The following is an 18,676-nucleotide window of genomic DNA, read 5'->3' as shown; positions in this document are numbered from 1 at the left end:
ACGCGGCAGCCCAGGCCGTCGGGGCAGGCGGCGGGCCGTGTCACCATGATCACGTTCACGGTTGACGGAGTCTGGGAAGGGTAGGTGACTCCGGCACGGGGGAACAGACGCCGCAGCTACGCTCAGTACGCTCATCGCGGTGGACCCGTCAGCACCCGGAGGTGGCCGATCGTGACCGTCCGTAGCTCCTTTGTCGTAGTGGCGAATCGACTGCCGGTCGACGAGGTGAGCACACCTGAGGGCCGACAGTGGCGACGCAGCCCAGGCGGGCTGGTCACCGCACTGCACCCCGTCCTCGCCGAGCATCAGGGCACCTGGGTCGGCTGGGCCGGCGGCACCGGCGCGGCCCCCGAACCGTTCGACCTGGAGGGCATCCGCCTGCACCCGGTGCCGTTGAGCGCCGAGGAGTTGGAGCGGTACTACGAGGGCCAGTCCAACGCCACCATCTGGCCGCTCTATCACGACGCCGTCGAGACGCCCGCCTACAAGCGGCGCTGGCGTGAGGCGTACCGCCTGGTGAACGCGCGCTTCGCGGAGGCCGCGGCGGAGGTCGCGGCCGAGGGCGCGACGGTGTGGGTGCAGGATTACCAGCTCCAGCTGGTGCCGGCCATGCTCCGGGAACTCCGGCCGGACCTACGGATCGGGTTCTTCCTGCACATCCCGTTCCCGCCGATCGAGCTGTTCATGCAGATGCCGTTCCGCACCGAGATCCTGCGCGGACTCCTCGGCGCCGACCTGGTCGGGTTCCAGCAGCGGCTGGCCGCGCAGAACTTCGTCCGGCTCGCCCGCCACCTGCTCGGCCTGCGGTACGAGGGCCAGATGATCCAGGTGGACGGTCGGCAGGTCAAGGCCGGCGCGTTCCCCATCTCCATCGACACCAAGGAGATGGAGCGGCTGGCCGCCGACTCGGCGATCCAGGCCCGGGCCAAGGAGATCCGCGAGGAGCTGGGCAATCCCAAGACGATCATCCTCGGCGTGGACCGGCTCGACTACACCAAGGGCATCGAACTGCGACTCAAGGCCTTCCGCGAACTGCTCGCTGACGGAAAGTTGACAGTCCCCGACGCCGTTATGGTGCAGGTCGCCACGCCGAGCCGCGAACGGGTCGAGCACTACCAGGCACTTCGCGTCAAGGTCGAGCGCGAGGTTGGTCGGATTAATGGCGAATTTGGGCGGGTCGGTGTGCCTGCGGTGCATTATCTGCATCAGTCGTACAGTCGGACCGAACTGGCTGCGATGTACGCCGCCGCTGACGTGATGATGGTGACTCCACTGCGAGATGGAATGAACCTCGTGGCCAAGGAGTATGTCGCGTCGAGGGCGGACCACGGGGGCGCGCTCGTACTCAGTGAGTTCGCCGGCGCAGCCACCGAGCTGCGTCAGGCGTTCCTGTGCAACCCGCACGACCCCGACGCGGTCAAGGACGCTCTGCTACGGGCCGTGCATGTGGAGAAGCCGGAGGCTCGTCGCCGTATGCGGACTATGCAACGCCATCTGCGCACCCACGACGTGGGGCACTGGGCGAAGTCCTTCCTCACCGAACTAGGTGTGCCTGACATGGAGGCGGCGTGAACGCCGGCTCAAACGAGATCATCACCCCGGCGGCGGGCACCATGGACCCGGAGCTCCGGTCCGCCATCGGCCGGATCGCCCGGGTCCCCCAGCTCCTCGTCGCCTGCGACTACGACGGCACGCTCGCCCCCATCGTGGAGGATCCGAGCAAGGCCGTACCGCTGCCGGAGTCGGTGGCGGCGGTGCGTGCCCTGGCCGCGCTGCCGCAGACCACCGTGGCCGTCGTCTCCGGTCGCGCGCTGCGCGACCTGGCCGCGCTCTCCCGGCTGCCCAGCGAGGTCCATCTGGTCGGCAGCCACGGCTCCGAGTTCGACATCGGGTTCGTCGAGCGGCTCTCCCCCGAGCTGATCGCGGTCCGCACCCGGCTGCGGGACGCGCTGCGCGAGATCGCCGCGACCCACCCGGGCGTACGCCTGGAGCGCAAACCGGCGAGCGTCGCGGTGCACACCCGTGGGGTGGCCCCCGAGATCGCCGGCGCGGCCATCGAGGCGGTCCGCAACGGTCCCGCCACCTGGCCGGACGTGACGGTCACCCAGGGCAAGGAGGTGATCGAGCTGTCCGTGGTGGCCACCCACAAGGGCACCGCGGTCGACCAGCTCCGCACCCAGCTCTCCGCCAGCGCGGTGCTCTTCATCGGTGACGACATCACCGACGAGAACGCCTTCGGCAACCTGCACGGCCCCGACGTCGGCATCAAGATCGGGCCCGGCGAGACCAAGGCCGGCTACCGGGTGGACGAGCCGATCGAGGCCGCCCGCGCGCTCGGACTGCTCCTGGAGACCCGACGGCACTGGCTGTTCGGCGAGCGCGCGGTGCCGATCGAGCGGCACTCGATGCTGGCCAACGGGCGTACCGTCGCCCTGCTCACGCCGGACGCCAAGGTCTCCTGGCTGTGCAACCCCAAGCCCGACTCGGCGGCCATCTTCGCCGACCTGGTCGGCGGCAGCCCGGCCGGTCACTTCAGCGTCGCCCCCGAACGCGGCGGCATCCCGCTCGGCCAGCGCTACCGGTCCGGCACCATGACCGTGGAGACCCGCTGGTCCGGGCTGACCGTCACCGACTGGCTCGACAAGCCCGACCCGAAGGCCACACCGGACGGTCCCGCGATCATCTCCGGTGACTCCACCCTGATCCGGGTGCTGGCCGGCACCGGTCGGGTCCGCGTGGAGTTCGCTCCCCGGCCCGAGTTCGCGCAGGTCGCGGTCCAGCTCCAGCCGGTCGGCGACGGCCTGCTGGTGCTCGGTTCCAACGAACCCATCGCGCTCTACTCCCCCGGCGTGCAGTGGGAGGTCGGCAACGACGGCGGGTACTCGACCGCCAAGGCGGTGGTCGACCTCTCGGCGCTCGGCGGGCAGGTCGTGCTGGAGCTGCGCTTCGGCACGCACAGCCTGGAACACCACCGGCTGCCGATCCACGAACGCCAGGCCGCCGCGGAACGGCCCTGGAAGGACTGGGTCGCCTCGCTACGCCTGCCCACCACGGCCCGGGACCTGGTCGCCCGCAGCGCGCTCACGCTACGCGGGCTCTGCCACGAGGCGACCGGCTCGATCCTCGCCGCCGCCACCACCTCGCTCCCCGAGGAACTGGGCGGAGTCCGCAACTGGGACTACCGCTACTGCTGGCTGCGCGACGCCGCGATGACGGCCCGCGCCCTGGTCGACCTCGGCTCGATCACCGAAGCCGAGGCGTTCCTGCGCTGGGTGGACGGATGCGTCGAGCGCACCGGCGGACACCCCGAGCGGCTGCACCCGCTCTACACCGTCGACGGGTACGAACTGGGCGCCGAAGCGGTCATCGACACGCTGCCCGGCTACGCCGGCTCCCGGCCCGTACGCGTCGGCAACCTCGCCAACCACCAGCTCCAGCTCGACGTGTTCGGCCCGATCGCCGACCTGATCGCCGCCACCGCCGACGCCCGAGGATCGGTCCGCCCCGAGGAGTGGCGGGTCCTGGAGAACATGGTCGAGGCGGTCCGTCGCCGCTGGCACGAGCCCGATCACGGCATCTGGGAGGCGCGTCTGCCTCCCCGCCACCACATCTTCTCGAAGGTGATGTGCTGGATGACCGTCGACCGGGCACTGCACGTCACCCGCCAGCACGGCGGCGAGGACCGCGCCGAGTGGGTGGAACTGCGCGACCGGATCGGCGCCAACGTCCTCGAACACGGCTGGCACGAGCAGGCCGAGGCGTACAGCGTCGCGTACGGCGACGAGGACATGGACGCCTCGTCGCTGTGGATCGGCCTGTCCGGGCTGCTGCCCGGCGACGACCCGCGCTTCCTCTCCACCGTGCTCAAGATCGAGGCGGACCTGCGCAGCGGCCCGGTCGTCTACCGCTACCACTGGGACGACGGCCTGCCCGGGCGGGAGGGCGGCTTCCACATCTGCACGTCCTGGCTGATCGAGGCGTACCTGCGCACCGGTCGGCGTACCGACGCCGAGGAACTGTTCCTCCAGATGATCGACACGGCGGGCCCGACCGGACTGCTCCCCGAGCAGTACGACCCGCTCGCCGAGCGTGGCCTGGGCAACCACCCCCAGGCGTACAGCCACCTCGGCGTGATCCGCTGCGCGCTGCTGCTGGACAACATGCTCAAGCAGTAGCCCACGTACGCGCACACGGGCGGCCGGAGACCCAAAGGGCTCCGGCCGCTCCGCCGTCCCCACTGCGTCCTCCCCAGCGCTCCGCACTCTCTCCCACGTCTCACCCCCACACCCCTTTCCCCGCCCGCGCTACGTCCCACCCCCCGGCCCCACCCCGCCCCGCCCTCCCCCGCATATCACTCACCAGTCCCGCCCTGGGATGGTTCGGCCATGGCTCGGGGATGACCTCCCGGTTGATCAAGAAGTTTCAATCCGGATTCGCCGCCCATACACACCAAACTCCTTGATCAACGACTGACCTTGCGGCGGGTCGGCCTTGCGGGCTGGCGCGGACGGGCCCTGCGGGACAGCACGGGAGGCAGCGCGCGCCGGGGATTTCTGCCTGGATGGCGGCCGTGTCCGCTATGAGTCGAATTCGGGTCGGTGCTGGGCGGAATCGGGGTGGGGTCGGGGGCGTTGTCATCGGGTGGCTGACCGCGCAGGACCTCAACCCCGCGCAGGCGGTTCGACTCTCGCCTCGGCGCAGGATGGCGGGCGGGTGTCGGAATGGTCTGGCTCGGTCGGTGGTTATACCTGGTCCCGGCGCCGCGACAGGCTGGTGGATGGCCTGGGAATGATGCGGGCTGCCAGGTGGTTGTGTATTGACCCGACGCCGCAAAGCCGGATCCGCTGATCCCCTTCTCGGACCCGTGTTGCCGTCGGACTTCCCCTTCTTCTAGCGCCTGACGGCGTTTGCGTCACTCTCAATCCCCCTGTGGGTGGCGTCTACCCCCGAATGGAGCTTGTGATGAACTCGAAGCTGCTGCGTAAGAGCGTTCTCGGTGTTGCCGGTCTCGCGTTTGCCGGTGGTGTGTTCGCCGGCCCGATCATGCAGGCTGACGCCACCCCTGTCACGGGTTCGCTGGTGGCGGTGCAGGCGGACAAGCCCGACAGCGGCAAGTTGATTCCGCATGGTGTGCAGGGTGCCCAGTCGCGTATCGACCTGTCCGACGAGCAGGTCGCCAACGCGAAGGCGATCATCGCGGCGACGAAGAAGGCCGGTATGGACGAGCGTGCCGCCGTCATCGCGATCGGCACCGCGTTTCAGGAGTCCAAGCTGGAGAACCTGGGTCACCTCGGTGACCGCAACGACCACGATTCGCAGGGCTTGTTCCAGCAGCGCCCCTCCAGTGGTTGGGGCACGGTGGAGCAGATCACCGACCCCGAGTACTCCACCCTCGCGTTTCTGAAGGGTTTGAAGCAGGTCGACGGTTGGCAGGACATGCCCCTGACCGTGGCCGCGCAGACCGTGCAGGTGTCGGCGTTCCCGGATCACTACGCCCAGTGGGAGCAGCAGGCCGCCGACCTCGTCGCCGAGCACTGGAACAGCTGACCCCGCACCGAACAGACTTTCCTCGCACAAGGGGGAGCAAGAACGCTGCCGGCCGGCACCCACCACGGGTACCGGCCGGCAGCGTCTTCTCCGCGCCCCGGATCCCCGCACGACTTGCGGTGTACGGCGGGGTGGGATGTAAGCAGGGGTCCCCTGCTATACACCAGGCGTTAGCAGGGGACCCCTCCTTACGAAACAAGCAAGCACACGAACAAGCCGGCAAGCAGAATCCGCCGCGCGACCGGGAACAACGAGCTGTGGAGCGCGGTTGTACCGGGCGTCGGTGTGATCCAGTGTCCCCGGGCCTCACCTAAAATGCCGTCGCGGAATACCAGTTCGGCTGGAGCCGCGTCGCGCCACTCGCCGAGAGGCGACCTGCACACCGACCTACTGGCCGGCATCCCACTCGGGGTGCCGGCCAGTCGCCTTCACTCGGACAGGTCGAGAGCAGTGACCACGTCACCGAGTACGACCACGGCGGGCGGGCGCAGTCCCGCGTCGGCGACGGCGGCGGCGACCTCGCCCAGCGTGGCGCGCACGACCCGCTCCGAGCCGGTGGTGGCCTCCTGGACCACGGCCGCCGGGGTGTCGGCGGGTCGCCCGTGTGCCAGCAGGGTGGCGGTGATCGCCGGCAGGTTCTTGAGCCCCATCAGGATCACCAGCGTGCCTCGGAGACCGGCCAGGGCCTCCCAGCGCACCAGCGAGTCCGGTGAGTCGGGCGCGACGTGGCCGGACACCACGGTGAACTCGTGGGCCACGCCCCGGTGGGTGACCGGGACGCCGGCCGCTGCGGGGGCGGCGATGGAGCTGGTCACGCCGGGAACCACGGTGACCGGTACGCCGGCCTCCGCGCAGGCCAGCAGTTCCTCCCCGCCTCGGCCGAAGACGTACGGGTCGCCGCCCTTGAGCCGGACCACGAAGGACCCGGCGCGCGCCCGGTCGACCAGGATCTGGTTGATCTCCTCCTGTGTGCGGGACGGGCCGTAGGGGATCTTGGAGGCGTCCACCAGTTCGACGTCGGAGCGCAGCTCGTCCAGGAGCAGGCCGGGCACCAGGCGGTCGGCGACCACGACGTCGGCCTCGGTGAGCAGACGCCATCCCTTCAGGGTGATCAGCTCGGCGTCGCCCGGCCCGGCACCCACGAGGGCGACAGCGCCGCCCCGACCCGTCCGGGTGTTAACAAGGGGCCCTTCCTCTACCGGAGGCGTTAATAAGGTGCCCTTCCTTACGTGCAGGAGGGTGCGGATGGCGTCTCGGACGGCCATGGCGCGGTGTGGGTCTCCGCCGCCGAGGACGCCGACGGTCACCGGACCGTGCCGGGTCACCGCCGGGGTCCAGGCGGTCGCCGCCGTACGGTCGTCGGCGCGTACGCAGAAGATCCGGCGTTCGGCGGCGGCGGCGCTGACCGTGGCGGCGGCGACCGGGTCGTCGATGGCGACCTGCACCAGCCAGGCGCCGTCGAGGTCCTCAGGGACGAAGCGACGCTCCGCCCAGCGCAGCCGTCCGGCGTCGGCGTGGGCGCGCAGGGCCGGACTGATCTCGGGCGTCACCAGCAGCACGTCCGCCCCGGCGTCGATCAGGGCGGGTACCCGGCGGGTGGCCACCGTTCCCCCGCCCACCACGACCACCGGAAGGCCGGCCAGGCGCAGTCCGAGCGGATAGGGGTTCGCGGTCACTTCTCGGCCACCCCGGCGGAGTCGAAGGTGGCGACCTCGTGCAGGACGCGGGCCGCGCCGGTGACCACGGGCAGGGCCAGCAGGGCGCCGGTGCCCTCGCCCAGCCGCAGGCCGAGGTCGATCAGCGGGTCGAGACCGAGCCGGCGCAGCGCGACCGTGGCGCCCGGCTCGGCGGAGCGGTGACCGGCGATCATCGCGCCGACCGCGTCGGGGGCGAGGGCCGCGGCGGCGAGCGCGGCGGAGACCGCGATCACGCCGTCCAGCAGCACCGGTACGCGTCGCGCGGCGGCACCGAGGACGAACCCGGTCAGTGCGGCGTGTTCCAGCCCGCCGACGGCCGCGAGCACTCCCAGCGGGTCGTCCGGGTCGGGGGCGTGTCGGTGCAGCGCGGCCCGCACCACTTCGATCTTGTGGTGGTACGTCGGGTCGTCGACGCCGGTGCCCCGACCGGTCGCCTCGGCGGCGTCGACCCCGGTGAGGGCGGCGATCAGGGCAGCGGCGGGTGTCGTGTTGCCGATGCCCATGTCCCCGGTGAGCAGGATTCTCGCGCCCGCGTCGATCAGTTCCCCGGCGATCCGGATGCCGACCTCGATCGCCGCCGTGGTCTCCTCGCGGGTCAGCGCGGCGGTGACGGTCAGGTCCCGGGTGCCTCGGCGTACGGGGGTGGTGACCAGTCGGGGCAGCCCGCCGTTGTCGTCCGCGTCGGTCGGGTCGGGGGCGGGCAGCGGGGTGGCCACGCCGACGTCGACCACGGTGACCGAGGCACCGGCCTGCCGGGCGAACGCGTTGACCACGGCACCGCCGGCCAGGAAGTTGCCGACCATCTGCCCGGTGACCTCCTGCGGCCAGGGGCTGACCCGCTGGGCGTGCACCCCGTGGTCTCCGGCGAAGATCGCCACTGCGGCCGGGGTCGGCAGCGGTGGCGGGCAGGTGCCGGCCAGGCCGGCGAGGCGTACGGACAGCTCCTCCAGGGCACCCAGCGAGCCGGCCGGCTTGGTCAGCCGGGCCTGCAACTGGCGGGCCGCGGTCATCGCCGGCTCGTCGAGCGGGCCGATCGCCGCGATGGTGGTCTCCAGCATCATGCCTCCAGGATCTCCGCCAGCACCTCGATGAACGCGTCCGTGGTCGCCCGATCGCGTACGGCGATCCGCAGCCAGTCTGGTCCGAGTCCCGGGAAGGTGTCGCCCCGGCGTACCGCCCAGCCGCGTTCGCGCAGGTCGGCGCGGAGCCGGTCGGCACCGGGCCGCTGCACCAGGACGAAGGCGCTGGCCGGACGGCCGGCGACGCGTACGCCCGGCAGGGTCGACAGCCGGTCGACCAGGTAGGCGCGGTCGTCGGCGAGTTGCGCGGCGATGGCGCGCTCGGCCTGGACCGCGACGTCGGTGGCGCAGGCGGAGGCGGCGGCCAGGGCGGGGGTGGCGACGGCCCAGAGCGGCTGTACGGCGGCCAGCCGCGCCAGCAGCGTCGCCTCGCCGAGCAGGTAGCCGATCCGGAGTCCGGCCAGTCCCCAGGTCTTGGTGAGGCTGCGCACGACCAGCAGGCCGGGCAGGTCACGTCGGGCGGCCAGCGACTCGGGTTCACCGGGTACGCCGGGCGTGGCCGTGGTGTCGGCGAACGCCTCGTCGATCACCAGGACCCGGCCGGGGCGGGCCAGGGTGGCCAGGTCGGCGGCGGGGTGCAGCACCGAGGTGGGATTCGTCGGGTTGCCGATCATGACGAGGTCGGCGTCGGCCGGGATGCGCTCCGGGTGCAGCCGGAAGTCGTCGGCCGCGTCGAGCAGCACCCGTTCCACGGTGTGCCCGGCGGCCCGCAGCGCGGCCTCCGGTTCGGTGAACTGCGGGTGCACCACCACGGGTCGGCGTACTCCGCGCAGCGCCTGGGCGAGCAGCACGAAGCCCTCGGCAGCACCGGCGGTGAGCAGCACCTCCTCCGGTGGGCGGCGGTGCCGGGCGGCGACGGCGGCGCGGGCCGGACGCGGGTCCGGGTATCCGGCGAGGTCGTCCAGGGCGGCTCTGATCGGGTCGCCCAGCCAGGCCGGCATGGGGGCGCGCCGGACGTTGACGGCGAGGTCGACCAGGCCGTCGCCGACCTCCGCGTCACCGTGGTGCGCGAGGTCGGGTTCGGGTGTCGGGTGGGACGCTCCGGTGAGCGGACCGTGCATGCCCGCGATCCTGCCGGGAAGGCGGCGCGGGCGACAGCAGCCCGTGGAGTGCTCCGCATCACCACTGATCACTTCATGAGTATTTCTCATGTGCGAATCGGAAATGTCATAACTTATCGGTGTGAGTAATCGACCCCTTGCCGCCGCAGGTCGACTCGTTCCTCTCCTCCGCGCCGGGCTGATCGCCGGTGTCGTCGTCGCCGCCGTCGCGTACCCCGTGGTCGCCGTGACCGGCCTCGGCGCCAAGGCCACCGCGCACGCCGTGGAGAGCAAGACCCGCCTGCTGGCCACCGCCCTGCCCGCCGAGACCTCCTACCTGTACGCGCCCGACGGCAAGACCGTGCTGACCATGTTCTTCGAGGAGTACCGGCAGTACACCAAGCTGGCCGACATCTCCCCGCACATGCAGCAGGCGATCGTCGCCGCCGAGGACAACCGCTTCTACCAGCACCACGGCGTCGACCCGAAGGGCGTCGCCCGCGCCTTCGTGGCCAACGCCCGCTCCAGCGGCGTCTCCCAGGGCGCCTCCACGCTGACCATGCAGTACGTGCGGATGGCGCTGCGGGACAGCGCCACCACGCCCAAGGAGGTGCAGGAGGCCACCGCGCAGACGCCGATCCGCAAGGTCAAGGAGATGCGGATGGCGGTCGACCTGGAGAAGGAGCTGGGCAAGGAGGACATCCTGGAGCGCTACCTCAACTCCGCGTACTTCGGGCACCGCGCGTACGGCATCTACGCGGCCAGCGAGATCTTCTTCTCCAAGACGCCGAAGGAACTCACCCCGGTCGAGGCGGCCACCCTCGCCGGCCTGGTGAAGTCCCCGTCGCAGTACGACCCGGCCAGCTCCGACCAGAAGGACGCGACCACCCGGCGCAACTACGTGCTCGACAACATGACGCGGCTGGGTTACCTGTCGCCGGACTCCGCCGAGGCGGCCAAGGGCGAACCGATCCGGCTGCGGCTGACCTACCCGCCCAACGACTGCGCGGCGGTCCCGGAGAAGTGGAACAGCTGGGGCTTCCTCTGCGACTACCTGAAGAACTGGTGGAGCGCCCAGCCCGCGTTCGGCAAGAACCGCCTGGAACGCCTGGACAAGCTGCGTCGGGGCGGCTACCGCATCGTGCTCAGCATGGACCCGAAGGTCCAGGAGGCGGCGGAGAAGAACGTCGGCACCGAGGGCAACACCGGCAGCCCGTTCGCCAACGGCATCGTGGTCTCCGAGCCCGGCACCGGGCGGGTCAAGGCGATGGCGGTGAACCGCACCTACTCGTTGGAGGTGAACGAGAACCCGCTCAGCTCGAACCCGGAGGCGGGCCCGAACGTACGGGCCAACTACCCGAACACGGTTGCCCCACTGATGGGCGGCGGTGACCTGCCGGGCTACCAGGCCGGATCGACGTTCAAGATGTTCCCGATGCTGGCCGCGCTGGACGCCGGCATGACGCTGAACACCAGCTTCAACGCCCCGCACAGCTACCGCTCCGAGGTCTACGACGGCTGGCAGCCGTCGAACGCCAGCGGCGCGATGAGCGGTACGCAGACCATGTGGTCCGGCTTCGGCAAGTCGGTGAACACCTACTTCGTCTGGCTGGAGGAGCAGGTCGGGGCGGAGAAGGCCGTCCGGCTCGCCGAGCAGTTGGGGCTGCGCTGGCGTACCGACGTGGACCGCGACCACGCCTCACCGGCGAAGGCGAACAAGTGGGGCGCGTTCACGCTCGGCGTCTCCGACGCCACCCCGCTGGAGATGGCCAACGCGTACGCGGCGATCGCCGCCGACGGACGCTACTGCGAGGCGATCCCGGTGAACGCCATCTACAACCGGGACGGCACGCCCGCGATGTTCACCACCCCGGGCGGTATCCAACGCGAGATCGCCAAGCCGCGCTGCCGCCAGGTGGTCAACGCCGACGCGGCGCGGGCCGCGACCGACGCCGCCCGCTGCCCCACCGGGGACACCCCGGCCAGGGGAAGCTGCGGTGGCTGGTCGACCGCGGACAGCGTGCGCGGCACGGTGGGCCGCCCGGTGGCCGGCAAGACCGGCACCACGGACAGCACCCGGTCGGCCTGGTTCGTCGGCTACACCCCGGAACTGGCGGCGGCCAGCTTCATCTCCGACCCGGACAACCCGTTCAACGCGGTCGGCGACGGCCAGTCGCAGATCCCCATCGCGGCGGTCTCGAACACGCTCCGCGACGCCCTCAAGGGCACCCCGACGCGGGACTTCACACCCCCGTCGGACCGCATCGTCGGCTGACTCCCGACACGCGCCGGAGCGCCGCTCAGGCCGGTGCTCCGGCGGCCGGTTCGGCCGCCACCACACCGGCGGGCGTGATCGGGACACCCAGGTCGGGACCGGCCGGGATCGCGGCCGGCTCGGTCACCGCGGCGGCCACCAGACGCCCGGCGATCCGTGGGTACGCGGCCCAGTGCGGGACGAGCTGGGAGGCGTGCACGCCGCGCCAGACGAAGCCCTCCGGCGCGCCACCCGCCCAGCCCCACGCCGGACGGGGCCCGCCCCGGGGGGTGAGCACCGCGCGGTGCTCCTTGTGCCCGGTCACCACCTCGCCCCGGGTCGCCACCACACTGTCGCTCTGGGCGGTCGCCTCGCGGTACCCGACCACCAGACCGTCCCGGATGCTGCCGATCGCGTCGAGCACCCCGCACATCGGCAACCCGTCGAGTTCCCGAGCCAGCCAGAGCAGCCCGGCCCCCTCGGCGACGACCGGTCGGCCGGTACGCGCCAACTCGGCCACCGCGATGCAGAGCCGCCGGTTGGCGGAAAGCTGCTCGGCGTACGACTCGGGCAGCGCGCCGCCGACCACCAACGCCCGGGTGCCGACCGGCAGCACCTCGTCGACGAAGGGATCGAGCGTGACCACGTCGGCACCGGCGGCCCGCAGCAGCTCGACGGTCTCGGCGTGGCTGAAGCTGCCGCCCGGCCCACCGGCCACCGCTACCACCGGCCGTCCGGCACCGGCCGGCACCGGCGGTGCGGCGGCCCCCTCCGGGTGCGGCGACCACGGCGACACCGCGAGTGCGGGGGCCGACCGGGCCAGCCCGAGCAGCCGTTCCAGGTCGACGGTGGCGGCGACCGCCTCACCGAGCCGGCGGACCGCCCGCGCGGCCTCGCCGCCGTTCTCCAGCACCGGCATCACCCCGTGCCGGCGGCTCGGCAGCACGGCCGGCAGGTCCTGGCGGCGCAGCGCGCCGTAGACCGGTATGCCGATGTCGTCGAGCGCCTCGCGCAGCAGCGTCTCGTGCCGGGCGGAGGCGACCCGGTTGAGGATCACGCCCCCGATCCAGAGCTGCTCGTCGTACGCCCGGAAGCCGTGCACCAGGGCGGCCACCGACTGGCCCATCGCGGCGACGTCGACCACCATCACCACCGGGCTGCGCAGGGCGGTGGCGACCGCTGCGGTCGACTCGGTCTCGCAGCGTCCGCTGAGGCTGTCGTAGAGGCCCATGCTGCCCTGCACCACGGCGAGCCCGGTGTCGGCGGCACCGTGCAGCAGCAGCGGCGCGAGCCGGTCGGTGCCCATCAGCCGAGGGTCCAGGATGCGCCCGGGTCGCCCGGCGGCGAGCCCGAGGTAGGCGGCGTCGACCGGATCCGGGCCGATCTTGAATCCGGCCACGTCGAGACCGCGATCGGCGAGCGCGGCGAGGATGCCGATCGCCAACGCGTTCTTGCCGTGCCCCGACGAGGGGGCACTGAGCACCAGACGCGGCACGACGGTCATCATCGACTCCTCGCGAGCGGAGAGCGTGCCGACCGTCGGCGCGCCCCGTGCGCGTGACGATAACCCACGCCGGTCGCCCGTAGGCGCCGCCCGCCGTCCCGACCCACTTCGATCCGCCCGACCGGAGCGGACCGCCCCGGCACCGACACGCTCCGTCGTCGACCGGCCGGTTTCCGGCCGTCACCTCGACGGGCGGGGCGGCGCAGTGGCGACGGTCATACGGGTAGCCTCGTGGCGTGTACCGGTTCCTGCTGACGCCGCGCTGGCTGGGCATCCTCGCGCTGACCCTGGTCCTCGCCACGATCATGGTGATGCTCGGCAACTGGCAACTGGACCGCTACCACGGTCGGACGGCGGTCAACGAACGCATCGACGCCGGGTTGCGGATGGACCCGATGCCGCTGCGCGAGGCGGTGCCCGCGCCCACCGGCGGCGCTGGCAGCGTCGGCCCGGCACCGGCCGAGGACCGGACCTTCATCCGGGTGATCGCGACCGGCCGGTACGACACCGACAACGTGGTCCTCGTCCGGGGCCGGACGGTGGAGAGCAAGGTCGGCTTCGAGGTGCTCACCCCGCTGGTGCTGGCCGACGGCACCGCCGTCCTGGTGAACCGGGGCTGGATCCCACCGGCGCCCGGCGGCGCGATGGCCCAGCCCGAGGTGCCGGCGGCGCCGGCCGGTGAGGTGACCGTCGAGGGCCGGGTGCACGCCAGCGAGAGCGGCTCCGGCAACGTGGCCCGACGGGAGGGCCGGCTGGAGACCCGCCGGGTCGCCGTACCGCAGCTCGCCGCGCAGTTGCCGTACCCGGTGCACGGGGCGTACGTGCTGCTCGACGAGCAGACCCCGGCCGCCGACCCGGTCTTCCGTGCGGTGCCGGTGGGGCACGCCAACAACTGGCAGAACCTCGGGTATGTCGTGCAGTGGTGGATCTTCGCGGCGATGACGCTCTTCGGCTACGGCTGGATCGCCCGCCGGGAGGCCCGCCGGTTGGCCGGTGTGCCCGACGACGACCGCCCGCGCGACCGGGCCGCCGAACCGGCCCCGAGCAGCCCCGCGACGAGCAGCACGGCTCCGACCAGCTCTGCCTGAGCAGCCCGCCCCGGCCAGCTCTGTCTGCGCTGGTCAGCGGCCGGCGTGGATGGCGCGTACGGCGTCGATGGTGTCGGCCTCGGCGGCGGTCTTGTCGTCGCGGTAGCGGACCACCCGGGCGAACCGGAGAGCCACCCCGCCCGGATAGCGTGAGCTGGTCTGCACCCCGTCGAAGGCGATCTCCACGACCTGTTCGGGCCGGACCCGCACCACCCAGTCCCCGCGCTCCACGGCCAGCTCCAGGAACCGTTCGGTCTGCCACCGCAGCAGCTCGTCGGTGAGGCCCTTGAAGGTCTTGCCGAGCATCACGAATCCGCCGGTGGCCGGATCCCGCGCCCCGAGGTGCAGGTTCGACAGCCAGCCGCTGCGCCGACCACTGCCCCACTCGACGGCGAGCACCACCAGGTCGAGGGTGTGCCGGGGCTTCACCTTCACCCAGGCCGCACCGCGCCGACCCGCGTCGTAGGGCGCGTCGGGCGACTTCACCACGACGCCCTCCTGGCCGGCGTCGAGCGCGGCGGCGAATGCCGCGCCGGCCTGCTCCGGCCCGTCCACCTCGATCCGCCCGACCAGCACCGACGCGTCGACGGTCGCGGCGAGCGCGGCCCACCGCTCGCGACCGGGCAGGTCGATCAGATCCGCGCCGTCGAGGTGCAGCAGATCGAAGAAGTACGGCACGAGCACGGTCTCACCGGTCCGTGCGGCGGCGGCACGGACCGCCGGGGCGACGGATGCCCCGGTGGCCCGCCGGGCGGCGGCGCTCGACGTCTGCTGGAACGGCAACGGGCGGCCGGTGGCGTCCAGCCCGATCGCCTCCCCGTCGAGCACCAACTCGCGGGCGGGCAGGGCGCGGACGGCGGCGACCACCTCGGGCACCCGGCCGGTGATCTCGTCGAGGCTGCGGGTGAAGACGGCGATGTCCTCGCCGCTGCGGTGCACCTGGACGCGGATGCCGTCCAGCTTCACGTCGACCACGGCGGGTGTGCCGGTGGCGGCGAGCGCCTCGTCGACCGTGGCGGCGCTCTGCGCCAGCATCGGCGCCAGCGGTCGCCCGACCCGCAACCCGAACTCGGCCAACGCCGGGGCACCGCCGTCGAGTGCGGCCACCGCGACCGCCCGCAGGTCACCGGCGAGCAGCAGGGCCCGGCGTACCGCGCCGACCGGCACCTCGGCGGCCCGGGCGATCGCGTCGGCCAGCAGCCCGGCCTGGGCGCCCTGACGCAGTTCGCCGAGGAAGAGGCCGGTCAGGACGCGCTGCTCCTCGGCGGTGGCGGCGGTGTAGAGCGCGGCCACCAGGTCCCGGCGGCGGGCCTGCGAGCCCGCGCCGTGCACCGCCGCGATCTCGTCGATCGCCGCGTCGACCCCCGCCACGGTCAGCGTCGCCTCGGCAGCCGGTGGCGGCAGGTCGCGCAGCGCGGCCAAGCCGACGCCGGTCTGTCGCTGGCGCAGCTCGCCCGCGAGCCAACCGGCTCCCGCCGCCACCTCGTCCGGGTCGAGCCGGCGCAGGGCGTCGGCGAGCAGCTCGACCTTGGCCCGTCGGCCACTGACGGCACCGACGGCTGCGGAGGTGGCAGCCAGGTCGAGGAAACGCACGACCTCATCCTGCCAGCCACCCCCGACAACGGGTGTCACCTGCGCGGGAGCTGCTCCGGCGGGTCAGGCCGGGACCGGCTCCTCGACCCGCAGGCCGCGCGCGCGGACCTCCTCGGCGATACGGGACAACGACGCGTCCACGGCGACCAGGGCGGCGGACAGCTCGGCGAGCTGTTCCTTGAGCGTGGCCTCGGGCCACGCGGAGACGTCGACGTCTCCCAGAGCGCTGACGGCGGCCTCCAGCGGGGCCATCACCTCGTTCGTACGCATGTTCGAGAGGCTACAACAGTGACGCGTCCGACACGCCGGAAACCGCCACCATTCGCGCGACGTTCACCGAGTTGGGGCCGCGCCCGCCTCGGCCACCTTGGCCAGCAACAACGCCTCGGCGAGGCAGACCCGGGCGAACTCGCCCAGGTGCAGACTCTCGTTCGGCCCGTGGGCCCGCGCGTGCGGATCCTCCACACCGGTCACCAGGATCGCCGCCTGCGGGAACATCTCCTGGAAGGTGGCGATGAACGGGATCGACCCGCCGACGCCGATGTCCACCGGGTCGGTGCCGTCCCAGGCCGCGCGGAAGGCCGCGCGCGCCGCGTCGAAGACCGGGCCGGAGGCGTCGATGACGCACGGTGCGCCGTCGTGCTCGAAGGTGACGTCGACCTGCGCGCCCCACGGCGCGTGCCGCTCCAGGTGGTCGCGCAACGCGAGGTACGCCTGCTTCGGCTCGTCGCCCGGCGCCAGCCGGAGGCTCAGCTTGGCCTTGGCGGCCGGCACCAGCGCGTTCGGCGCCTCGGCGGTGGCCGGGGCGTCGATGCCGAGCACGGCCAACGCGGGCCGGGTCCAGAGCCGGTCGGTGATCCGGCCGGAGCCGATCAGGCGTACACCCTCGACGAGGCCCGCCTCGGCCCGGAACCGGTCCTCGGGGTAGTCGACGCTTGCCTCGTTCCGACCGACCAGCCCCTCCACCACCACGTTCCCGGCGTCGTCGTGCAGCGTGGCCAGCAAGCGGACCAGCGCGGTGAGCGCGTCCGGCACGGCTCCGCCGAACATCCCGCTGTGCACCGCGTGGTCCAGGGTGCGGACCTCGACGAAGCAGTTGACGACGCCGCGCAGCGAGGTGGTCAACGCCGGCACGCCGACGTCCCAGTTGGTCGAGTCGGCGATCACGATGACGTCCGAGGCGATCGCGTCACGATGGTCGGCGAGCAGCTGCTCCAACGAGTCGGAGCCGTACTCCTCCTCCCCCTCGACGAACAGCACCACGCCCACGGGCAGGCGGTCACCGAAGGCCCGCAACGCGGCGACGTGCGCCATGACGCCGGCCTTGTCGTCGGCGGCACCCCGGGCGTAGAGCCGGCCGTCCCGCTCGACCGGCTCGAACGGGTCGGACTCCCACAGCGCCCGGTCCCCGACCGGCTGCACGTCGTGGTGGGCGTAGAGCATGACGGTGGGCGCGCCGGGCGGGGCGGCCCTGCGGCCGATCACCGCGGGCTGGCCGCCGGCCCGCACGATCTCGACGTCGAGACCGCAGCCCCGCAGCAGCTCGGCCACCGCCTCGGCGGAGCGCTCCACGTGCGAGTGGTCGAATCCCTCGAAGGCGATGCCCGGGATACGGACGAGGCGTTCCAGGTCGGCCCGGACGCCGGGCAGTTCCCGGGTCAGGGCCTCCCGCAACTCGGACTCGGTCATGATCGGTGTGCTCATGACCGGCATGGTATGCCGCCCCCACCTGCGGTTCCCCGCCGAGCCAGATAGTAGTGACGGTCATCGTGCGGCAACCCGGGGTCACCGTCGACCACCAGGTCGGCCCGCCTCTGCGTGTCGTCGGCGGCGAAGTGCGCCTGCTCGGTGTCGTGCCACAAACGCAGCTCCGGCAGGATCCCCGGGCCGTCGCGCGCCACCGCCCGCGCCAGCCGCAACGGGTGCGGCGCGGTGACGAAGACGGCCAGCGTCAGGTCCGGCCCGGCGGCGGCCCGGGACGTGCTGACCCCCTCGACGATCAGCACCGGTTCCACCGGCACCGACACCGGCTCGGGTCGGAAACACCGGCGCACCCAGTCGTAGCACCGGTACGACCCGACCCGGCCGGACCGCACCGGCCGCAACACGTCCCGCTCCAGCCGCGTCCAGAAGGTGAGCTGGTCGTCCCACCCGTCGAGCAGGTCGTCGGTGTGCACCACCGGCGGACGTACCGCCTGCGGCCCGATGCCGCCGAGGGCGTCGGCCAGGCGCGCGGCGAACAGCGTCTTGCCCGCCCCGCTCGGCCCGTCCACGGCCACCAACCGGGTACGCCCCAACCGGGCCGGTGCCGCCAGCACCCGCCCCGCCAGTCCGGCGTACGACTCGAAGACCGCCACCACGGACACCGACGTTACCGATCGGGTTGTCCCGCAGCGCTTCGGACCGCCTGCCGAGAAGCCGCACGGCATGATCGTGGCGTGTCCCATTCCGTGATGAGTCCCGGCGTCGAGGCGTTGCTGGAGCAGGCCCGCTCGGGCATGAACCGGCTGTCCCCACAGGAGACGGTGCAGGCCGCCGCCCGGGGTGCCCTGGTGATCGACACCCGTACCGACGGGCAGCGGCGGGAGCAGGGCGACCTGCCCGGTGTCATCGTGATCGACCGGACCGTCCTGGAATGGCGGCTCGACCCGGCCAGCGACTGGCGGATCCCCGAGGCCACCAACTACGACATGGAGATCGTCGTGGTGTGCCGCCAGGGCTACAGCTCCAGCCTGGCGGCGGCCAGCCTGCGCGCGCTCGGCCTACACAAGGCGACCGACATGATCGGCGGGGTGGAGGCGTGGCGGTCCGCCGGGATGGCCTTCTCCGACCAGCCCGCCGACGTCCGCTACTGATCCACCGCCACGAGGGCTC

The 18,676-nt window shown here is 72.4% G+C and carries 13 protein-coding genes and 1 pseudogene; 6 read left to right on the top strand and 8 right to left on the bottom strand.

What is annotated here, in order from left to right; genetic code table 11:
* Window positions 1-171: 171 nt before the first annotated feature.
* The 3 genes from ABZ738_RS04485 (at window position 172) to ABZ738_RS04475 (ending at window position 5,547) form a co-directional block, all read left to right on the top strand.
* Window positions 172-1,572 carry a trehalose-6-phosphate synthase gene (locus tag ABZ738_RS04485; RefSeq protein ID WP_131055133.1) on the top strand — a complete coding sequence of 467 codons (1,401 nt, stop codon included), beginning with the start codon at window positions 172-174 and terminating at the stop codon, window positions 1,570-1,572.
* Window positions 1,573-1,613: 41 nt separating this feature from the next.
* A complete protein-coding gene (gene otsB, locus ABZ738_RS04480; protein WP_131055138.1) occupies window positions 1,614-4,175 on the top strand; it encodes a trehalose-phosphatase in 2,562 nt (853 codons plus the stop codon).
* Window positions 4,176-4,962: 787 nt separating this feature from the next.
* Entirely contained in the window at window positions 4,963-5,547 is a 585-nt protein-coding gene (locus tag ABZ738_RS04475; protein WP_357210860.1) for a hypothetical protein, read from the top strand.
* A 428-nt stretch (window positions 5,548-5,975) separates the two neighbouring features.
* On the opposite strand, the gene cobA is transcribed toward ABZ738_RS04475, so the two are convergent.
* From cobA to cobC, 3 genes are read right to left on the bottom strand one after another with little or no spacing between them, the layout of a single operon-like run.
* Window positions 5,976-7,223 carry a uroporphyrinogen-III C-methyltransferase gene (cobA, locus tag ABZ738_RS04470; protein WP_131052208.1) on the bottom strand — a complete coding sequence of 416 codons (1,248 nt, stop codon included), beginning with the start codon at window positions 7,221-7,223 and terminating at the stop codon, window positions 5,976-5,978.
* Window positions 7,220-8,302: a nicotinate-nucleotide--dimethylbenzimidazole phosphoribosyltransferase gene (gene cobT, locus ABZ738_RS04465; protein ID WP_357210957.1), complete on the bottom strand. Its 1,083-nt coding sequence runs from the start codon at window positions 8,300-8,302 to the stop codon at window positions 7,220-7,222. The genes cobA and cobT overlap by 4 nt, the downstream gene beginning before the upstream one ends.
* Window positions 8,302-9,384: an Rv2231c family pyridoxal phosphate-dependent protein CobC gene (gene cobC / locus ABZ738_RS04460; RefSeq protein WP_176095051.1), complete on the bottom strand. Its 1,083-nt coding sequence runs from the start codon at window positions 9,382-9,384 to the stop codon at window positions 8,302-8,304. Before cobC ends, cobT begins: the two co-directional genes overlap by 1 nt.
* 121 nt (window positions 9,385-9,505) lie before the next feature.
* Here cobC and ABZ738_RS04455 point away from each other — a divergent pair, with 121 nt between their 5' ends.
* Window positions 9,506-11,638: a transglycosylase domain-containing protein gene (locus ABZ738_RS04455; RefSeq protein ID WP_131057339.1), complete on the top strand. Its 2,133-nt coding sequence runs from the start codon at window positions 9,506-9,508 to the stop codon at window positions 11,636-11,638.
* A 25-nt stretch (window positions 11,639-11,663) separates the two neighbouring features.
* Here the strand turns inward: ABZ738_RS04455 and ABZ738_RS04450 are convergent, their stop codons facing one another.
* Window positions 11,664-13,121 (bottom strand): cobyrinate a,c-diamide synthase, encoded by a 1,458-nt coding sequence (locus ABZ738_RS04450; protein WP_176095052.1) that lies wholly within the window; start codon window positions 13,119-13,121, stop codon window positions 11,664-11,666.
* Window positions 13,122-13,357: 236 nt separating this feature from the next.
* On the opposite strand from ABZ738_RS04450, the gene ABZ738_RS04445 reads away from it, so the two are divergent.
* Entirely contained in the window at window positions 13,358-14,209 is an 852-nt protein-coding gene (locus tag ABZ738_RS04445; protein WP_131057625.1) for an SURF1 family protein, read from the top strand.
* 33 nt (window positions 14,210-14,242) lie between these two features.
* Here the strand turns inward: ABZ738_RS04445 and ABZ738_RS04440 are convergent, their stop codons facing one another.
* The 4 genes and pseudogenes from ABZ738_RS04440 to ABZ738_RS04425 form a co-directional block, all read right to left on the bottom strand.
* On the bottom strand, window positions 14,243-15,802 hold the full coding sequence (locus ABZ738_RS04440; RefSeq protein WP_357210854.1) for an ATP-dependent DNA ligase: 1,560 nt from the start codon (window positions 15,800-15,802) through the stop codon (window positions 14,243-14,245).
* Window positions 15,803-15,865: 63 nt separating this feature from the next.
* The gene (locus ABZ738_RS04435; protein ID WP_131055226.1) at window positions 15,866-16,072 is read right to left on the bottom strand and encodes a hypothetical protein; all 207 of its coding nucleotides are present in this window, start codon (window positions 16,070-16,072) and stop codon (window positions 15,866-15,868) included.
* Between the two features lie 63 nt (window positions 16,073-16,135).
* On the bottom strand, window positions 16,136-17,491 hold the full coding sequence (locus ABZ738_RS04430; RefSeq protein ID WP_357210954.1) for a dipeptidase: 1,356 nt from the start codon (window positions 17,489-17,491) through the stop codon (window positions 16,136-16,138).
* Window positions 17,484-18,321: pseudogene (locus ABZ738_RS04425) on the bottom strand (hypothetical protein); the annotation flags it as partial. The pseudogene ABZ738_RS04425 and the gene ABZ738_RS04430, both read right to left, overlap by 8 nt.
* Between ABZ738_RS04425 and ABZ738_RS04420 the strand changes: the two are divergent.
* Entirely contained in the window at window positions 18,256-18,657 is a 402-nt protein-coding gene (locus tag ABZ738_RS04420; protein ID WP_131055236.1) for a rhodanese-like domain-containing protein, read from the top strand. The pseudogene ABZ738_RS04425 and the gene ABZ738_RS04420 overlap by 66 nt on opposite strands.
* Window positions 18,658-18,676 lie beyond the last annotated feature (19 nt).

The organism is Micromonospora sp. NPDC047793 (genome assembly GCF_040642635.1).
Taxonomy (GTDB): domain Bacteria; phylum Actinomycetota; class Actinomycetes; order Mycobacteriales; family Micromonosporaceae; genus Micromonospora.
The sequence above is the reverse complement of the archived record's forward strand: the minus strand, read 5'-3'. Positions and strand labels throughout refer to the sequence as shown.

Coding starts and splice junctions, on each gene's coding strand:
- ABZ738_RS04450 (WP_176095052.1), bottom strand. CDS start 13,121: ATGACCGTCGTGCCGCGTCTGGTGCTCAGTGCCCCCTCGTCGGGGCAC.
- ABZ738_RS04420 (WP_131055236.1), top strand. CDS start 18,256: ATGAGTCCCGGCGTCGAGGCGTTGCTGGAGCAGGCCCGCTCGGGCATG.
- ABZ738_RS04430 (WP_357210954.1), bottom strand. CDS start 17,491: ATGACCGAGTCCGAGTTGCGGGAGGCCCTGACCCGGGAACTGCCCGGC.
- cobC (WP_176095051.1), bottom strand. CDS start 9,384: ATGCACGGTCCGCTCACCGGAGCGTCCCACCCGACACCCGAACCCGAC.
- otsB (WP_131055138.1), top strand. CDS start 1,614: ATGGACCCGGAGCTCCGGTCCGCCATCGGCCGGATCGCCCGGGTCCCC.
- cobT (WP_357210957.1), bottom strand. CDS start 8,302: ATGCTGGAGACCACCATCGCGGCGATCGGCCCGCTCGACGAGCCGGCG.
- ABZ738_RS04475 (WP_357210860.1), top strand. CDS start 4,963: ATGAACTCGAAGCTGCTGCGTAAGAGCGTTCTCGGTGTTGCCGGTCTC.
- ABZ738_RS04435 (WP_131055226.1), bottom strand. CDS start 16,072: ATGCGTACGAACGAGGTGATGGCCCCGCTGGAGGCCGCCGTCAGCGCT.